This window comes from Streptomyces sp. NBC_00726 (genome assembly GCF_045161735.1).
GTDB lineage: Bacteria > Actinomycetota > Actinomycetes > Streptomycetales > Streptomycetaceae > Streptomyces.
In genome coordinates this window covers 4467759-4484786 of sequence record NZ_CP108983.1, presented here as the reverse complement: position 1 = coordinate 4484786, position 17028 = coordinate 4467759, and the positions used below count along the sequence as shown (strand labels likewise).

Here is a 17028-nt window from a genome sequence, read left to right as displayed (position 1 = left end):
GTTCCACGGCACCCGCACGGCCGTACGTTGTCGATGGTGCCGCGTCCGTATATCGGGGACGTTGCCCGCGTGTTAACGCCGCGTCAGACGGCCCGGCTGCTCCCGGAGGGCGGGGGCGGGCCCTCGTCGCGGTCCGCCGGGCCGGGCCGCTCCGCGGTCTCCGCCGCCCGTGCGGCCGCCTCCTCCTGGCCGTCCTCCCCCGGCACCGCGTCGAGGGTGCCTTCCGGCGGGACCACCCGCTTCTCCTCCGCGAAGTGGCAGGCGGAGGCGTGCCGGGCCGGGGTGTCCACATCCTGGAACGCCGCGGGGACCGCCAGCAGCGGCACCTCCAGCGCGCACCGCTCCTGGGCCTTCCAGCAGCGCGTACGGAAGCGGCAGCCGGAGGGCGGATTGGCGGGCGAGGGCACGTCGCCGTGCAGGATGATCCGCTCGCGGAACTCGCGCGCCGCCGGGTCCGGCACCGGCACGGCGGAGAGCAGCGCCTGTGTGTACGGGTGCGTGGGGTGGTCGTAGATCTCCGCGTCGGTGCCGATCTCCACGAACCGGCCGAGATACATCACGCCGACCCGGTCCGAGATGTGCCGCACGATGGAGAGGTCGTGCGCGATGAAGACGTAGCTCAGGTTGAACTCGGCCTGGAGCCGGTCCAGCAGGTTGACGACCTGGGCCTGGACGGAGACGTCGAGCGCGGAGACGGGTTCGTCGGCGACGATGATCTCCGGGTTGAGCGCCAGGCCGCGGGCGATGCCGATGCGCTGGCGCTGACCGCCGGAGAACTGGTGCGGATAGCGGTTGATGTACTCCGGGTTGAGCCCGACGACGTCCAGCAGCTCCTGCACCTTGCGGCGCCGGCTGCCCTTCGGGGCGACCTCCGGGTGGATCTCGTACGGCTCCCCGATGATGTCGCCCACCGTCATGCGCGGGTTGAGCGAGGTGTACGGGTCCTGGAACACCATCTGGATGTTGCGGCGGACGGCCTTCAGCGCGCGGCCGGACAGCTTGGTGATGTCCTCGCCCTTGTAGCGGATGGCGCCGGCCGTCGGCTTCTCCAGGTGCACGAGCAGCCGGGCGACCGTCGACTTGCCGCAGCCGGACTCCCCCACGACGCCCAGCGTCTCGCCGGCCCCGAGGTCGAAGGTGACCCCGTCGACGGCCTTGACCGCGCCGACCTGCTTCTTGATGAGGATGCCCTGGGTCAGCGGGTAGTGCTTGACCAGGTCGCGCACTTCCAGGATCGGCTCGCCGCCCGCGTACGCGCTCTCCCGGCGCGACTTGGACAGCAGGGTGCGCGCGGTCTCGCCCTCCTCGCGCGCTTCCTTGCGCCCCGAGTGGTCAGCGTGCATCGAGCGTCTCCTTCCAGAAGTGGCAGGCGCTCTGTCGGTGCTCGGCCACGTCGTACAGCGGCGGCACGTCGGTGCGGCAGACGTCCTGGGCCATCGGGCAGCGCGGGTTGAAGGCGCAGCCGGGCGGGATGTGCAGCAGGTTGGGCGGCAGGCCCTTGATCGCGTACAGCTCCTGGCCCTTCTGGTCCAGGCGCGGGATGGAGGCCAGCAGGCCCTTGGTGTACGGATGGGCGGGCGCCTTGTAGATGTCGTGCACGGGCGAGGTCTCGACGATGCGGCCCGCGTACATCACGGCGATCTTGTCGGCGACGTCTGCGACCACGCCGAGGTCGTGGGTGATGAGGATCAGGCCCATGTTCAGTTCGCGCTGGAGTTCCGCGAGGAGGTCCATCACCTGGGCCTGGACGGTGACGTCGAGGGCGGTGGTCGGCTCGTCCGCGATGATCAGGGAGGGCTCCAGGGCGAGCGCCATCGCGATCATGATGCGCTGGCGCATACCGCCGGAGAACTGGTGCGGATAGTTGCCGACGCGCTCCTTGGCGGCCGGGATGCGGACCCGGTCCATCAGCTCGACGGCCTTGGCCCTCGCGTCCTTGCGGGACATCCCGCGGTGCACGACGTACATCTCGCCGAGCTGCTCGCCGACGGTCAGGACGGGGTTGAGGGAGGACAGCGCGTCCTGGAAGATCATGGCCATCTCCTGGCCGCGGATCTTCCGGCGCTCCTCCTTCTTCATGGTCAGCAGGTCGCGGTCCTTGAACAGGATCTCGCCCTGCGGGATCTTTCCCGGGGGCATGTCGAGGATGCCCATGACCGCCTGCGCGGTGACCGACTTGCCGGAGCCCGATTCGCCGAGCACCGCCAGCGTCTCGCCCTCGGCCACCGAGTAGTTGACCCCGTTGACGGCCTTCACGACCCCGTCCCGGGTGTGGAACTCCACGTGCAGATCGCGCACTTCGAGCAACATGGCAGCGGACTCCTCAGCGCAGCTTGGGGTCGAGGGCGTCGCGCACCGCGTCGCCGAGCATGATGAAGGCCAGCACCGTCACCGCCAGCGCGCCGGCGGGCCAGAGGAGCATGTGCGGGGCGTTGCGGATGTACTGGGACGCGGCGGAGATGTCGATGCCCCAGGAGACGGCGGGCGGCTTCAGGCCGACGCCGAGGAACGACAGGGTCGCCTCCAGCGAGATGTACGTACCCAGCGCGATGGTCGCCACGACGATGACCGGGGCGACGGCGTTCGGCGCGATGTGGCGCAGCATCATCCGGCTGTTGGAGGCGCCGAGGGCCCGGGCCGCCTGCACGTAGTCGTTGTGCTTGGCGGTGATGACGGAGCCGCGGGCGATGCGGGCGATCTGCGGCCAGCCGAGCAGCACGATGAAGCCGATCACCGGCCAGACGGTGGAGCTGGTCACCACGGAGAGGAAGACCAGGCCGCCGAGGACGACGGGGATGCCGAAGAAGATGTCGGTGAGCCGGGACAGGAGCGCGTCCCACCAGCCGCCGAAGAACCCCGCGAGGCCGCCGAGGACGCTGCCGATCAGGGCGACGCCGAGGGTGGAGCAGATGCCGACGGTGACGGAGTTGCGGGCGCCGTAGACGACGCGGGTGTAGACGTCGCAGCCCTGTCCGTCGTAGCCGAAGGGGTGGCCGGGCTGGGAGCTCTGCTGGGCCTTGCCGAGGTCGCAGTCGAGCGGGTCGCCGGAGGCGATGAGCTGCGGCCAGATCGAGATGACCACCAGGAACAGGATGATCAGCGCGGAGATGATGAAGACCGGGTTGCGGCGCAGGTCGCGCCAGGCGTCGGACCACAGGCTCTGCGCCTTGGTGTCCGGGCCGGTGCCGTCCGGGCCGCCGGGGGTCTTCTCCAGGCTGTCGCCCTCCGCGAGCGCGAGGTCCGTGGGCCCGCCGGCTCCGGCGGCCGAGATCGCCTCGTCCGGTGTCTGCTCAGGCATAGCGGATCCTCGGGTCGAGTACGGCGTAGAGGAGGTCGACGATCAGGTTGGCCGCCAGGAAGACCAGCACCAGGACGGTGACGAAGCCGACGACGGTCTGCGAGTTCTGGCGGAGGATGCCCTGGTAGAGCTGGTAGCCGACGCCGTGGATGTTGAAGATCCGCTCGGTGACGATCGCCCCGCCCATCAGGGCGCCCACGTCCGTACCGATGAAGGTGACGACCGGGATCAGCGAGTTGCGCAGCAGATGGCGGATGACCACGCGGCGCCGGGGCAGCCCCTTGGCGGTCGCGGTGCGGACGTAGTCGGCGCGGGTGTTCTCGGCGATCGAGGTCCGGGTGAGCCGGGTGACGTACGCCAGTGAGACGGAGGCGACCACCAGGCCCGGGATGATCAGCTCGTTCAGGGGGGCCTCGGGCGAGACGGACGGTTTGATGACACCCCACTCGACGCCCAGGAGCAGCTGGAGCAGCAGACCGGTGACGAAGGTCGGGATGGAGATCACGATCAGCGTCAGGATGAGGACGGTGGTGTCGACGGGCCGGCCGCGGCGCAGCCCGGTGACGACGCCGAGGCTGATGCCGATGACGATCTCGAAGACGATCGCGACGAGGGTGAGGCGGATGGTGATGGGGAAGGCGGTGCCCATCAGCTCGGTGACCTCCTGCCCGTTGAACGCGGTGCCGAAGTCGCCGGTGAAGACGTTGCCCATGTAGGTGAGGTATTGCTGCCACACCGGCTTGTCGAGGCCGAATTCCGCGCGGAGTTGGGCGGCGGTCGCCGGGTCGCACTGGCGGTCGCCGCAGAGGCCCGCGATGGGGTCACCCATCACGTTCACCATCAGGAAGATCAACAGCGTGGTGCCGAAGAAGACCGGGATCATCTGCAGCAGCCGCCGGATCACATAACGTCCCATGAAGGGCTCCGGGGGTCGCGGGGGCGGAGGCTCGGGAGTCGGGGGACGGGGAAGCCGGGCGGCCGGTGCGTCACCGCACGGGTCACCCGGCTTCGTCCGTTACTTGACCTTGATCTGCTCGTACACCGGGACGCTGAACTGGTTCAGCGAGACGTTGGTGACGTTCTCCGAGTAGCCGGCGCTGCCGTTCTGGTACCAGAGCGGAATGACGGGCATCTGCTGGACCATCACCTTCTCGGCGTCCTGGAAGGTGGAGACGGCCTTGGCCTTGTCTGACTCGGCGTTGGCCTTGTCCACGAGGTCGTCGAACTGCTTGTTGCTCCACTTGCCGTCGTTGGACGAGGCGTTGGTGTAGTACACGGGCTGGAGGAAGTTCTGGATGAGCGGGTAGTCCATCTGCCAGCCCGCGCGCCAGGCGCCGTGCAGCTTCTGCTGGGAGACCTGGCTGCGGAAGTCGGCGAAGGTGCCGACGGGGGCGCCCACGCACGCCTTGTTGTCACCCATGACCTTGTTGATGCTGTTGCAGACGGCGTCGACCCATTCCTTGTGGGAGCCGGTGTCCGCGTTGTACGAGATCTTGAGCTGACCGCCGGGGATGCCGCCGCCGTCCTCGATCATCTTCTTGGCCTCGGCGGCGTCGTACGTGCACTCCTTGCCGCAGAGCCCCTTCTTGAAGCCGCCTTCCTCGCCGAGGACCGGGGAGGTCCAGTCGGACGCGGGGGTGCGGGTCTTCTGGAAGATCTGGTCGGTGATCTGGGCGCGGTTGATCGCCATCGACAGGCCCTGGCGGACCTTGATCGCGCCGGGGGTGTTCCAGTTCTTGTCGTAGAACGGGAAGGCGAGGGTCTGGATGATGCCGGCCGGGGTGTTGATGTAGCGGTCACCGAGGTCCGACTTGACGTTCTTGAGCTGCGAGGCGGGCACGTCGTCCACGAGGTCGAGGTTGCCGGCCGTCAGGTCGGTGTAGGCGGTGTTGTTGTCGGTGTAGACCTTGAGGTCGATACCGCCGTTCTGCGCCTTGTCGTCCCCGGGGTAGTCGTCCCACTTGCGCAGGCTCATCGAGGAGCCCTTGGTGTACTTGTCGATGGTGTACGGGCCGTTGCCGATGGGCTTCTTGAGCCAGGACGCGTGGTCCGTGAAGAAGGTCTTGGGGAGCGGCGCGAAGGCCGGGTAGCCGAGGGTGTCGGGCCACAGCGAGAACTTCTGCGACAGCTTGACCGTGAAGGTCTTGTCGTCCACGACCTTGAGGCCGGACAGCTTGGTGGCACTGGCCTTCCCGGACTCCGGGTGGACCTTGTCGTAGCCGTCGATGTAGCCGAAGAAGTAGGCGTTCTTCTGGTTGTTCTTCAGGACCGCGCCGTAGTTCCAGGCGTCCACGAAGGACGAGGCGGTGATCTTCTCGCCGTTGCTGAAGGTCCAGCCGTCCTTCACCGTGACGGTGAAGTTCTGGTTGTCCTCGGTCTCGATCTTGTCGGCCAGCATGTTGATGGCCTCGCCGGTCTTCGGGTCGTACCTCTTCAGACCCCGGAAGATCATGTCGAGAACCTTGCCGCCCTGCACCTCGTTGGTGTTGGCCGGCTCCAGCGGGTTCTGCGGGTCACCCCAGGACGAGCTGACGATCCCGTCGGCGCCACCTCCACCGCCACCGCTGTCGCCCCCGCCGCAGGCCGTCGCCGCCAGGGCGACGGCCGCCGCACATGCGGCCCACTTGACGTGTGTGGCTCCGCGCATGGAGTGCCTCCTCATTGTGCTCCGTCTTACGTGAGGTCAAATATCACCTCAGAACGGGGTGTACGCATATCTACTCCCCCCATTCGGGCAGCGTGGCGCCCGTCCGGGCCCCGGCGGACGCGCCCGGACACCGGATTCCGGACGCGGACACGACACCTCGACGGGCGGCCCCACCCCCTCTGACGAGCGGCGAAGCGATAACGACGGAGCAACGAACCGGCATCGGCCGCATAGCACCACATGCGGATGTACGAATTCCGAGACAGCGCCGCCCGGATATCGAACTCAATGCCCGGATTGCATGGAATTGCAGGCCAATATGCCTTGGAACGAGTAAATGGAAGGCAAAGGACTCGCCATGTTAAGGTCATGAATAGGTCAAGGTGCCAAAGAGCAGACCAAGGCGGCTCGACATTCATTGACCCTGCGTGAATTGCGTTGAAAAAGTCCGGGTAGCCCGTGGGTGTGCCCTGCGGAGTCCTTCGACCCTCCGGGCCAGGAGCACCATGACGATTCCAACCTCGAACGCAGCAGCCACCCTTGAGGCGGCGGACGTGACGGCGGCCCCGCCGCCGGAATCCTCCGCCGGCAAGAGCGGTGACGGCCGGTCACCCGGAAAGCTCGCCTGGCGCCGCTTCAAGCGGGACCGCACCGGCGTGATTTCCGCCTATGTGGTCATTTTCTTCTTCGTGGTGGGCATTGCCGCCCCGCTGATCGCGAAGCTGTACGGAAAGGACCCGTACACGACGTACGGGCAGAACGACACCAGCCTGCTGGACGACTTCGGCTCCCCGGTCCTCCCCAACGGCGGCATCAGCGGCGACTTCTGGTTCGGCATCGAGCCCGGTCTCGGCCGCGACGTCTTCACCTTCCTGCTCTACGGCATCCGCAACTCCCTGCTCATCGCCGCCGCCACCACGCTGCTCGTCACCGTGATCGGCATCGCGATCGGCATCACCGCGGGCTACCTCGGGGGCAAGACGGACTACCTGGTCGGCCGGGTCATCGACATCCTGCTGGCCTTCCCCTCCACGCTCTTCTTCATCGCCTTCTGGCCCGTACTGCTCTCGATCCTGGTCGACCCGGAGGAGAACACTCCGGTCTGGCTGACCGTGGTCACCCTCATCTCGGTCATGACCGCCTTCGGCTGGGCCTCCATCGCCCGTCTGCTGCGCGGTGAGGTGCTGGCCCTGCGCGAACGCGAGTTCGTGGAGGCCGCCAAGGTCACCGGCGCGTCCCCGGCGCGGATCATCTTCAAGGAACTGCTGCCCAACCTCTGGACGCCGATCCTGATCCAGGCCACGCTCGCGCTGCCCGCCTATGTGACGGCGGAGGCGGGCCTCGCCTTCCTCGGCGTCGGGCTGACGTCACCGACCCCGGACTGGGGCGTGATGATCCAGCGCGGCTCGGACGTCTACCAGAGCGACATCACGTTCATGCTCTTCCCCGGCGCGTCGATGGTGATCTTCGTGATCGCCTTCAACCTCCTCGGCGACTCCGTGCGCGACGCGCTGGACCCCAAGACCAAGCGCTGAACCCGCCGTACTCCGGACGGGCGACGGGGCCCACCCGGATCCATCGTTTCTCCACTCGACCAGAGCAGGAAGCCATGTCTCTCTCCCGCAGAAACTTCGTCATCGCCACGTCGGTCGCGGCCGGCGGCTCGATGGTGCTCACCGCATGCAGCAGCGGCAGCTCCAACACCGGCAAGGACGGCAGCAAGAGCAAGGGCCACGGCGGCACCGACAAGTACACCGGCTCGGTGGTCGTCGGCACCAAGGAGGACTCCACGGGCGCCGCTCCGGAGATCCCCGGTGCCAAGAAGGGCGGGACGATCCGCGGCATCGCGCCCGACGACTTCTCGCACCTGGACCCGCAGCGCATCTACTTCTCGTGGAACTCCGCGGTCGGTGACCTCTTCATCCGCTGCCTGACCGGCTACAAGATCGCCTCCGACGGCTCGATGAAGCTCGTCGGCGACCTCGCCACCGACGCCGGCACCACCACGGACGGCGGCAAGACCTGGGCGTTCACGCTCAAGGACGGCCTCAAGTGGGAGGACGGCAAGGACCTCACCGTCGAGGACGTGCGCCACGGCATCGAGCGCGGCTTCGCCAGCTTCACCACCGAGGGCGCCGGCTACGCCCAGCAGGCGCTCACCGGCACCACCGACTTCCGCGGCAAGTACAAGGGCCCGTTCAGCGGCAAGCACCTGGACTCGGTCGTGATCGACAAGGCCGCGAAGAGCATCACCTTCAAGCTCGCCGAGGCCCGCCCGGACTTCAACTTCACCCTGGCGATGAGCTCCTACGGCGCCGTCCCGGTCAAGGGCGACAGCAAGGAGAAGTACGACAAGGACCCGGTCTCCTGCGGCCCGTACCGGATCAAGGCGCACTCCGTCGACAAGTCGATGACCCTGGTCCGCAACGAGCACTGGGACCCGAACACCGACGCGATCCGCAACGCGTACCCGGACAGCATCGTCTACGAGTTCGGCCCCGAGTCGCTCCAGGCCACCGACCGCATGATCGCCGACTCCGGCGACGACCAGTACGCCGTCATGGCGTACAGCGGCGTCCCGGCCGAGCGCATCCAGAAGGTCCTCACCGACCCGGAGCTGAAGAAGCGCACCTTCAACGGTCTGCTCACCGGCGTCTACTACTACGCGATCAACACCAAGCGCATCACCGACCTGAAGGTGCGCCAGGCCCTGATCCACGCGTGGCCGCTGGAGCAGATCCGCAAGATCTACGGTGGTCCGTCGGCCGGTGACTACGCCACGTCCATCCTGAGCCCCGACATCATGGGCTACGCCAAGGACGACGTCTACGGCAAGCTGAAGAAGCCGCAGGGCGACCCGGAGAAGGCCAAGGCGCTGCTGAAGGAGGCGGGCAAGGAGGGTCAGAAGATCGTCTACGCCTTCCCGCAGAGCAACACCTACGACAAGACCAAGGTCGTCATCGAGAACGCCCTCAAGGCGGCCGGCTTCGAGGTCGTCCTCAAGCCGCTGGAGTCCACCAGCTACTACGACGGCATCCAGAAGATCGACAACAAGTTCGACGTGATGTGGTTCGGCTGGGCCCCGGACTGGCCGACCGGCTACACCCTGATGCAGCCGCTGTTCGACGGCGGCACCATCGCGGACGGCGCGAACAACATCTCGCAGCTGAACGTCGACTGGGTCAACGAGGCCATCAAGAAGAACGTCACCATCGCCGACCCGGCCGAGGCCGGCAAGGCATGGGCCGCGCTCGACAAGCGGATCATGACGGAGGAGGCGCCGATCATCCCCGAGACGTTCCAGCGCCGCTTCTACCTGTACGGCTCCAAGGTCGGCGGCGCCATGTTCCACCCGCAGTACTCCTCGGCCATCTTCTACAAGCTCTTCGTGAAGTCCTGAGCCGACACCCCCTGAGGCGGGGCGCCCCTGCGGCGCCCCGCCCGCTCCACTCCCCCTCGTCGGCGTCTGTCAGGGAAATCCATCGCCATGTTCCGCTTCCTCATCCGCCGGGCAATCGGCGCACTGGTCATCCTGCTGATCATCAGTGCCATCACCTTCGTCCTCTTCTACGTCGCGCCCCGCGACCCCGCGCGCGCGGCCTGCGGCAAGATCTGCACGCCGGAGACGCTGGCGCTGGTCAAGCAGAACCTCGGCATCGCCGACCCGCTGCCCGTGCAGTACTGGCACTGGCTGGAGGGTGTGTTCGTCGGGCGCGACTACAGCTCGTTCGGGCACTGCCCGGCACCGTGCCTGGGCTACTCGTTCCGCAACCGCGAACCGGTCCTCGCCACCATCATGGACCGCCTCCCCACGACGTTCTCCCTCTCCGTCGGCAGCGCGGTCGTCTTCGTGCTCTTCGGTGTGGGCACCGGCATGCTGGCCGCGGTGAAGCAGGGCAAGTCGCTGGACAAGGTCGCCTCCTCGGCGTCCCTGATCGGCTCCTCGATGCAGATCTACATCGTCGGCGTGGTCGCCATGTACTACCTCAGCGACCAGTGGCACATCCTCAGCCGTCCCAAGGACGTCGAGTTCACCCAGGACCCGGCCGGCTGGTTCTCCGGACTGCTGCTGCCCTGGATGGTGCTGGCGCTGATCTTCACCGCCAACTACACGCGTATGACCCGCTCCCAGCTCGTGGAGACGATGAGCGAGGACTACGTCCGCACCGCCCGCGCCAAGGGCCTGTCCCGGCGCACCGTGTTCTTCCGGTTCGCCTGGCGCGGCGCGATGGGCCCGATCGTCACCATCTTCGGACTCGACCTCGGCCTGCTGCTCGGCGGCGCGATCATCACCGAGAAGACCTTCGGTCTGCACGGCATCGGGGCCCTGTCGATCAAGGCGGTCTACGACAACGACCTGCCGATGATCCTCGGCGTCGTCCTGGTCGCGGCGGCGGCGATCGTCCTCTTCAACATCATCGTGGACGCCGTCTACGCCCTCATCGATCCACGCGTCCGCCTCGCCTAGGGAGAGAACCCCATGAGCACCCCCTTCCTCTCCGTACGCGATCTGCGCGTGCACTTCTCCAGCGAAGACGGCATGGTCAAGGCCGTCGACGGGCTCTCCTTCGACCTGGAGCGCGGCAAAACCCTCGGCATCGTCGGCGAGTCCGGCTCCGGCAAGTCCGTCACCAACCTGGCCATCCTCGGACTGCACCACCCGGAGCACACCGAGATCGAGGGCGAGATCCTGCTCGACGGGCAGGACCTGCTGGCCGCCTCCGAGCGGGAGCTGGAGCGGCTGCGTGGCAACAAGATGGCCATGGTCTTCCAGGACGCCCTGGCCTCGCTGTCGCCTTACCACACCATCGGCCGGCAGATCGGCGAGACGTTCCGCAAGCACACCGGCGCCTCCAAGAAGGAGGCCCGGGCGCGGGCGATCGACATGCTCACCAAGGTGGGCATCCCGCAGCCGAACCTGCGCGTGGACGACTACCCGCACCAGTTCTCCGGCGGTATGCGCCAGCGCGCGATGATCGCCATGTCGCTGGTCTGCGACCCCGCGCTGCTGATCGCGGACGAGCCGACGACCGCGCTCGACGTCACCGTGCAGGCCCAGATCATGGACCTGCTCAAGGACCTCCAGCAGGAGTTCGGCACCTCGATCATCTTCATCACCCACGACCTCGGCGTCATCGCCGACATCGCGGACGACGTCCTCGTGATGTACGGCGGGCGCTGTGTGGAGCGGGGTACGAAGAAGGAGGTGCTGCGCACGCCCCAGCACCCGTACACCTGGGGCCTGCTGGGCTCGATGCCCACCCTCGAAGGCCCGGTGGACGTGCCGCTCTCACCGATCCCGGGCACCCCGCCGAGCCTCCTCAACCCGCCGACCGGCTGCCGCTTCCACCCGCGGTGCTCGTTCACCGAGCGGGTCGACGGCGACCGCTGCTCATCCCAGCAGCCTCCGCTGGACCTGGTGTCCGGGCGCGGGGCGGCCTGCCACCTGACCCCGGAGCAGCGCGCGGAGTTCTTCACCGACTTCGCCGGCACCCGGGCCAACTGACGTACAAGAGACGGGACTTTCCCACCATGAGCAGCACCGATCCCCTCCTGGACGTCTCCGGACTCACCAAGCACTTCCCGATCAAGGGCGGCTTCCCGATCCGGCGGACCGTGGGGGCCGTCCAGGCCGTGGACGGACTGGACTTCACCGTCGCCGAGGGCGAGAGCCTGGGCCTGGTCGGTGAGTCCGGCTGCGGCAAGTCGACCACGGGCCGGCTGGTCACCCGGCTGCTGGAGCCGACCGCGGGCCGGATCACCTATCGCGGGCAGGACATCACGCACGCCGGCCGCAAGCAGCTGGCGCCGGTCCGCTCCGAGATCCAGATGATCTTCCAGGACCCGTACGCCTCGCTGAACCCGCGCCAGACGGTCGGCAAGATCGTGTCGGCGCCGATGGAGGTCAACGGCATCGAGCCGCCCGGCGGCCGCGAGGCCCGGGTCCGGGAGCTGCTGGAGACGGTCGGGCTCAACCCGGAGCACTACAACCGCTTCCCGCATGAGTTCTCCGGCGGTCAGCGCCAGCGCATCGGGGTGGCCCGCGCGCTGGCCCTGGAGCCGAAGCTGATCGTGGCGGACGAGCCGGTGTCGGCGCTCGACGTGTCGATCCAGGCGCAGGTGGTCAACCTGTTGCAGAAGCTCCAGAAGGAGCTGGGGATCGCCTTCCTGTTCATCGCCCACGACCTGGCGGTCGTACGGCACTTCTCGCAGCGCGTGGCCGTGATGTACCTCGGCCGGATCGTGGAGATCGCGGACCGCGACGACCTGTACGGGAATCCGCGCCACCCCTACACCCGGGCGCTGCTCTCCGCCGTGCCCGAGGCGACCGCGGACGACACGCCGGCCCGTGAGCGCATCCGGCTCACCGGTGACGTCCCGTCCCCCGTCAACCCGCCCTCGGGCTGCCGCTTCCGTACCCGCTGCTGGAAGGCGACGGACAAGTGCGCGAGCGAGGCGCCCCCGCTGGTGCAGATCTCCGGCAGCCGTGAGGGCCACCTGACGGCCTGCCACTACCCGGAGGACTCCCAGTCGGTGGCCGCCGTCCCGAAGGCCCGCACGGAGGGCGCCAAGCCCGCCAAGAGCCTCGGCACGGGGGACGCGAAGCCCGCCAAGAGCCTCGACAAGGCCGGCGGGTCCGAAGACCGCGAGGCGCGAGGCTGACACCCCTCGCCTCGGCCCCGGGGCCGTACGCCCGGCGCGGGACCCGACCGGTCCCCGCCCGCCGTACGGCTCCGGCCGGGGGAACCGAGCCCGCATCGGTCCATTGACCCGAGCACCCTGCGAGCCCGGTTCCCGGAACACGGGAAGGCGCCCCGGAACCGATCGGTTCCGGGGCGCCTTTTGCTGCGCGCGCGGTGTCAGGAGCCCGCGTGCACCACGTCCTTCTCCTCCGCGAAGTGGCAGGCCGACTCGTGGGCGGCCGGCGTCTTCGAGGTCTTGAAGCGCTCGGGGACCGCGAGGAGCGGCACCTCGGTGGCGCACTTGTCCTGGGCCTTCCAGCAACGGGTACGGAAGCGGCAGCCCGAGGGCGGGTTGGCCGGCGAGGGGACGTCACCGGAGAGGATGATCCGCTCGCGGCCCTCGCGGGCCTCCGGGTCGGGGACCGGGACGGCCGACAGCAGCGCCTGGGTGTAGGGGTGCGTCGGGTGGTCGTAGATCTGGACGTCCGTACCGATCTCGGCCATCTTGCCGAGGTACATGACGCCGACCCGGTCCGAGATGTGCCGGACGATCGACAGGTCGTGCGCGATGAAGAGGTAGGACAGGTTGAACTCGTCCTGGAGCTTCTCCATCAGGTTGACGACCTGCGCCTGCACCGACACGTCGAGCGCGGAGACCGGCTCGTCGCAGATGATGATCTCCGGGTTGAGCGCGAGGCCGCGGGCGATGCCGATGCGCTGGCGCTGACCGCCGGAGAACTGGTGCGGGTACCGGTTGATGTACTCCGGGTTGAGGCCGACGACGTCCAGCAGTTCCTGGACCCTGCGCCGCCGGTCGCCCTTGGGGGCCACCTCGGGGTGGATCTCGTACGTCTCGCCGATGATGTCGCCCACCGTCATACGGGGGTTGAGCGAGGTGTACGGGTCCTGGAACACCATCTGGATGTTGCGGCGGACGGCCTTCAGCGCGCGGCCGGACAGCTTGGTGATGTCCTGGCCCTTGTAGAAGACCTCGCCGGCGGTGGCCCGCTCCAGCGACATCAGCAGCTTGGCGACGGTGGACTTGCCGCAGCCGGACTCGCCGACGATGCCCAGCGTCTCGCCCGCGTACAGGTCGAACGAGATGCCGTCGACGGCCTTGACCGCGCCGACCTGCTTCTGGAACAGGATGCCCTGCGTCAGCGGGAAGTGCTTGACGAGGTTGCGCACCTGGAGGATCGGCTCCCCCTGCGACACGGGCGCGTCGATGGCGGCTACGGCCTCCGCCTCGGTCGCCGCGTCGACGGTCTCCACGTCGGAGACGTTGGGGGTGGCGTCCACGGACTCCTTCGAGATGTCAGCCATGGATCGTCTCCTTCCAGAAGTGACAGGCGCTGCGGCGGCCGGCCAGCTCGGTGCCGTCCTGCTCGGTCACCGGCCGGAGGGCCGGGATGTCCGAACGGCAGATGTCCTGGGCCATGGTGCAGCGCGGGTTGAAGGCGCAGCCCGACGGCACGTGCAGCAGGTTGGGCGGCAGGCCCTTGATCGCGAAGAGCTCCTGGCCCTTCTGGTCCAGGCGCGGGATCGAGGCCAGCAGACCCTTGGTGTACGGGTGGGCGGGGCGCTTGTAGATCTCGTGCACCGGGGCGGTCTCGACGATCCGGCCCGCGTACATCACGGCGATCTTGTCGGCGACGTCCGCGACGACACCCAGGTCGTGGGTGATCAGGATCAGGCCCATGTTGTACTCGCGCTGGAGCTCCGCGAGGAGGTCCATCACCTGGGCCTGGACGGTCACGTCGAGCGCGGTGGTCGGCTCGTCCGCGATGATCAGGTCCGGCTCCAGGGCGAGCGCCATCGCGATCATGATGCGCTGGCGCATACCGCCGGAGAACTGGTGCGGGTAGTCCGAGACCCGGGCCGCGGCGGCCGGGATCTTCACCTGGTCCATCAGATCGATGGCCTTGGCGCGGGCTTCCTTCTTGGACAGGCCCTGGTGGACCCGGAACATCTCGCCGAGCTGGTAGCCGACGGTGAGGACCGGGTTCAGCGAGGACAGCGCGTCCTGGAAGATCATGGCGATCTTCTGGCCGCGGATCTTCCGGCGCTCCTCGTTGGACATCTTGAGCATGTCCTGGCCGCGGAAGAGGATCTCGCCCTGGGGGATCTTCCCGGGCGGCATGTCGAGGATGCCCATGATGGCCTGGGCCGTCACGGACTTGCCGGAACCGGACTCGCCGAGGACGGCGAGGGTCTCGCCGGCGTCCACGCTGTAGTTGACCCCGTTGACCGCCTTGGCCACACCGTCGCGGGTGTGGAACTCCACGTGCAGGTCACGGACTTCGAGCAGGGGGCCGACGTGGTCGTCACCCCGGCGTGCGGACGGGACTTCGGCGGTCTTGTCGATGGTGGTCACGTTCGCCCTCCTATCGCGACTTCGGATCGAGGGCGTTGCGGACGGCTTCGCCGAGCATGATGAACGCCAGAACGGTGATGCTGAGCATGATCGACGGGTAGATCAGGATGTGCTGGGCCACCCGGATCTGGTTCGAACCCGTCGAGATGTCGATGCCCCACGAGATGGTCGGGTCGGCGAGACCGAGGCCCAGGTACGACAGGGTCGCCTCGGCCGAGATGTACACACCCAGCGAGATGGTGGCGACGACGATCACCGGCGCCATCACGTTCGGCAGGATGTGCCGGAACATGATCCGGGTGGTGCTCGCACCGAGCGCCCGCGCCGCCTGTACGTAGTCGGCCGCCTTGGCGGTGATCACCGCGCCACGCATGACACGGGCGATCTGCGTCCAGCCGAGGAACGCCAGGGCGAGCACGACGACCCACACCTTGCGCTCGCTGAAGGACTGGAGCACGACCATCGCGCCGAGCAGGAAGGGCAGGCCCAGGAAGATGTTGGTGAAGCCGGAGAGGATCGCGTCGACCCAGCCGCCGAAGAACCCGGACAGCATGCCGATGAGGCCGCCGAACAGGGTCACCAGCACGGTGACGCAGACGCCGACGGTGATCGAGGCGCGGGTGCCGTAGATGACGCGGGCGTAGACGCTGCGGCCCTGCCCGTCGTATCCGAGCCAGCCCTCCGAGCCGATCTTGCTCAGCTCCGGCTTCTTCAGGAAGTGCTTCCCGAGGTCCGCGTGGGTCGCCGAGGCCCCGGTGAACAGGCCGGGGAAGACGGCTATCACCAGGAGGATGACGATGAGGACGGACGACACCAGGAAGTACGGGTTGCGACGCAGGTCGGCCCAGGCGTCGCCCCACAGGCTGCGCGCCTTGGCGGCCTTGACGACGGAGGTCGGGTCCGTGACGGGGCCGTGGACGTCCTCGGGCGCGGGTGCGGTCTTGGTCACGTCAGGCATAACGGATCCTCGGGTCCAGGACCGCGTACAGCAGGTCGACGATCAGGGTCATGAACAGGTAGACGAGCACCAGGATGGTGACGAGGCCCACCAGGGTGGTGCCTTCACGCCGGGTGATCGACTCGACGATGGTGCCGCCGATGCCCTTGACGTTGAAGACGGACTCGGTGACGACCGCACCGCCCATCAGGGCGCCCAGGTCGGTGCCCAGGAAGGTGATGACGGGGATCATCGAGTTGCGCATGAGGTGCACACCGATGATGCGGCGCCTGGGAAGTCCCTTGGCGACGGCCGTACGCAAGTAGTCGGACCGCAGGTTCTCGGCCATCGTCGTACGGGTCAGCCGGGCCACGTACGCGAGGGAGAGCGAGCCGAGCACGATGGCCGGGGCCAGTAGCTCGCTCCAGGTCGCCTCGTTCGAGACGTTGGGGGAGATGACCCCCAGCTGGTCGGCGAAGACGGACTTCACGATGTGCGCCAGCACGAAGACGGGGATCGAGATGATCAGCAGCGTCAGGATGAGGACCACGTTGTCGGCCAGCCGGCCGGCGCGCAGACCCGCGACCATGCCCAGGCCGATGCCGAGGATGATCTCGATGACGAACGCCATGCCCGCAAGTCGCAGGGTGACCGGGAAGGCGTCGCCGAGCACGTCGGTGACGGGGCGCCCGCTGGCTATCTGGGTGCCGAAGTCCCCATGAAAGACCATGCCCTTCATGTAATCCCAGTACTGCACCAGAATCGGCTGGTCCAGTCCGAGCTTGTGCCGCATCGCTTCCAGAGTGGCCGGGTCGGCCCCCTTGTCCCCGAAGAGCCCGCGCACGGGGTCGCCGGGCAGCGTGTAGACCATCAGGAAGATCAGCAGCGTTGTCCCGAGAAAGACCGGGATCATCTGGAGCAGTCGTCGTGCGACATAGCGCCCCATCATGCCTCCATGTAATAGGCGGCGGCAGCCGACGGGCCCTCCCCCGCACCGACTTCCCCTGAGGGTGGGTCGGATGCGTGGAAGGGCCCCCCGGCCACTGCGTGCGGCAGGCGCGGGACCGTCCTTCTGTATTGGTCCCGCGC

General features: G+C 67.9%; 14 protein-coding genes. 5 read left to right on the top strand and 9 right to left on the bottom strand.

Annotation, left to right across the window (positions count from 1 at the left end; translation table 11 throughout):
* Positions 1–83 precede the first annotated feature (83 nt).
* From OG338_RS20185 to OG338_RS20165, 5 genes are all read right to left on the bottom strand, one after another.
* Positions 84–1343, bottom strand: coding sequence for an ABC transporter ATP-binding protein (locus OG338_RS20185; RefSeq protein WP_405938660.1), 1260 nt, complete (start codon positions 1341–1343; stop codon positions 84–86).
* Positions 1333–2310: an ABC transporter ATP-binding protein gene (locus OG338_RS20180; protein WP_405938659.1), complete on the bottom strand. Its 978-nt coding sequence runs from the start codon at positions 2308–2310 to the stop codon at positions 1333–1335. The genes OG338_RS20185 and OG338_RS20180 overlap by 11 nt, the downstream gene beginning before the upstream one ends.
* A 13-nt stretch (positions 2311–2323) precedes the next feature.
* Complete coding sequence (locus OG338_RS20175; RefSeq protein ID WP_405938658.1) at positions 2324–3298, bottom strand: ABC transporter permease; 975 nt, start codon at positions 3296–3298, stop codon at positions 2324–2326.
* The gene (locus OG338_RS20170) at positions 3291–4214 is read right to left on the bottom strand and encodes an ABC transporter permease (protein WP_405938657.1); all 924 of its coding nucleotides are present in this window, start codon (positions 4212–4214) and stop codon (positions 3291–3293) included. The genes OG338_RS20175 and OG338_RS20170 overlap by 8 nt, the downstream gene beginning before the upstream one ends.
* Positions 4215–4313: 99 nt before the next feature.
* On the bottom strand, positions 4314–5945 hold the full coding sequence (locus tag OG338_RS20165) for an ABC transporter substrate-binding protein (RefSeq protein WP_405938656.1): 1632 nt from the start codon (positions 5943–5945) through the stop codon (positions 4314–4316).
* A 506-nt stretch (positions 5946–6451) separates the two neighbouring features.
* Between OG338_RS20165 and OG338_RS20160 the strand changes: the two genes are divergently transcribed.
* From OG338_RS20160 to OG338_RS20140, 5 genes are all read left to right on the top strand, one after another.
* Positions 6452–7480 carry an ABC transporter permease gene (locus tag OG338_RS20160; RefSeq protein ID WP_405938655.1) on the top strand — a complete coding sequence of 343 codons (1029 nt, stop codon included), beginning with the start codon at positions 6452–6454 and terminating at the stop codon, positions 7478–7480.
* A gap of 74 nt (positions 7481–7554) precedes the next feature.
* Positions 7555–9345: an ABC transporter substrate-binding protein gene (locus OG338_RS20155; RefSeq protein WP_405938654.1), complete on the top strand. Its 1791-nt coding sequence runs from the start codon at positions 7555–7557 to the stop codon at positions 9343–9345.
* Between the two features lie 87 nt (positions 9346–9432).
* On the top strand, positions 9433–10413 hold the full coding sequence (locus OG338_RS20150) for an ABC transporter permease (protein WP_405938653.1): 981 nt from the start codon (positions 9433–9435) through the stop codon (positions 10411–10413).
* 12 nt (positions 10414–10425) lie between these two features.
* A complete protein-coding gene (locus OG338_RS20145; protein ID WP_405938652.1) occupies positions 10426–11451 on the top strand; it encodes an ABC transporter ATP-binding protein in 1026 nt (341 codons plus the stop codon).
* 26 nt (positions 11452–11477) lie between these two features.
* Entirely contained in the window at positions 11478–12608 is a 1131-nt protein-coding gene (locus OG338_RS20140) for an ABC transporter ATP-binding protein (protein ID WP_405938651.1), read from the top strand.
* Positions 12609–12805: 197 nt separating this feature from the next.
* Here the strand turns inward: OG338_RS20140 and OG338_RS20135 are convergent, their stop codons facing one another.
* Genes OG338_RS20135 through OG338_RS20120 form a run of 4 tightly spaced genes read right to left on the bottom strand, consistent with a single transcriptional unit; the run spans position 12806 to position 16885 of the window.
* Positions 12806–13951 carry an ABC transporter ATP-binding protein gene (locus OG338_RS20135; RefSeq protein WP_405938650.1) on the bottom strand — a complete coding sequence of 382 codons (1146 nt, stop codon included), beginning with the start codon at positions 13949–13951 and terminating at the stop codon, positions 12806–12808.
* Positions 13944–15002, bottom strand: coding sequence for an ABC transporter ATP-binding protein (locus OG338_RS20130; protein WP_405938649.1), 1059 nt, complete (start codon positions 15000–15002; stop codon positions 13944–13946). Before OG338_RS20130 ends, OG338_RS20135 begins: the two co-directional genes overlap by 8 nt.
* Before the next feature lie 10 nt (positions 15003–15012).
* On the bottom strand, positions 15013–15960 hold the full coding sequence (locus OG338_RS20125) for an ABC transporter permease (protein ID WP_405938648.1): 948 nt from the start codon (positions 15958–15960) through the stop codon (positions 15013–15015).
* Positions 15953–16885: an ABC transporter permease gene (locus OG338_RS20120; RefSeq protein WP_405938647.1), complete on the bottom strand. Its 933-nt coding sequence runs from the start codon at positions 16883–16885 to the stop codon at positions 15953–15955. The genes OG338_RS20125 and OG338_RS20120 overlap by 8 nt, the downstream gene beginning before the upstream one ends.
* Positions 16886–17028 lie beyond the last annotated feature (143 nt).

What these genes read in the sequence shown, in the direction of transcription:
- OG338_RS20185 (WP_405938660.1), bottom strand. Translation starts at nt 1,343, where the DNA reads ATGCACGCTGACCACTCGGGGCGCAAGGAAGCGCGCGAGGAGGGCGAG.
- OG338_RS20180 (WP_405938659.1), bottom strand. Translation starts at nt 2,310, where the DNA reads ATGTTGCTCGAAGTGCGCGATCTGCACGTGGAGTTCCACACCCGGGAC.
- OG338_RS20175 (WP_405938658.1), bottom strand. Translation starts at nt 3,298, where the DNA reads ATGCCTGAGCAGACACCGGACGAGGCGATCTCGGCCGCCGGAGCCGGC.
- OG338_RS20170 (WP_405938657.1), bottom strand. Translation starts at nt 4,214, where the DNA reads ATGGGACGTTATGTGATCCGGCGGCTGCTGCAGATGATCCCGGTCTTC.
- OG338_RS20165 (WP_405938656.1), bottom strand. Translation starts at nt 5,945, where the DNA reads ATGCGCGGAGCCACACACGTCAAGTGGGCCGCATGTGCGGCGGCCGTC.
- OG338_RS20160 (WP_405938655.1), top strand. Translation starts at nt 6,452, where the DNA reads ATGACGATTCCAACCTCGAACGCAGCAGCCACCCTTGAGGCGGCGGAC.
- OG338_RS20155 (WP_405938654.1), top strand. Translation starts at nt 7,555, where the DNA reads ATGTCTCTCTCCCGCAGAAACTTCGTCATCGCCACGTCGGTCGCGGCC.
- OG338_RS20150 (WP_405938653.1), top strand. Translation starts at nt 9,433, where the DNA reads ATGTTCCGCTTCCTCATCCGCCGGGCAATCGGCGCACTGGTCATCCTG.
- OG338_RS20145 (WP_405938652.1), top strand. Translation starts at nt 10,426, where the DNA reads ATGAGCACCCCCTTCCTCTCCGTACGCGATCTGCGCGTGCACTTCTCC.
- OG338_RS20140 (WP_405938651.1), top strand. Translation starts at nt 11,478, where the DNA reads ATGAGCAGCACCGATCCCCTCCTGGACGTCTCCGGACTCACCAAGCAC.
- OG338_RS20135 (WP_405938650.1), bottom strand. Translation starts at nt 13,951, where the DNA reads ATGGCTGACATCTCGAAGGAGTCCGTGGACGCCACCCCCAACGTCTCC.
- OG338_RS20125 (WP_405938648.1), bottom strand. Translation starts at nt 15,960, where the DNA reads ATGCCTGACGTGACCAAGACCGCACCCGCGCCCGAGGACGTCCACGGC.
- OG338_RS20120 (WP_405938647.1), bottom strand. Translation starts at nt 16,885, where the DNA reads ATGGGGCGCTATGTCGCACGACGACTGCTCCAGATGATCCCGGTCTTT.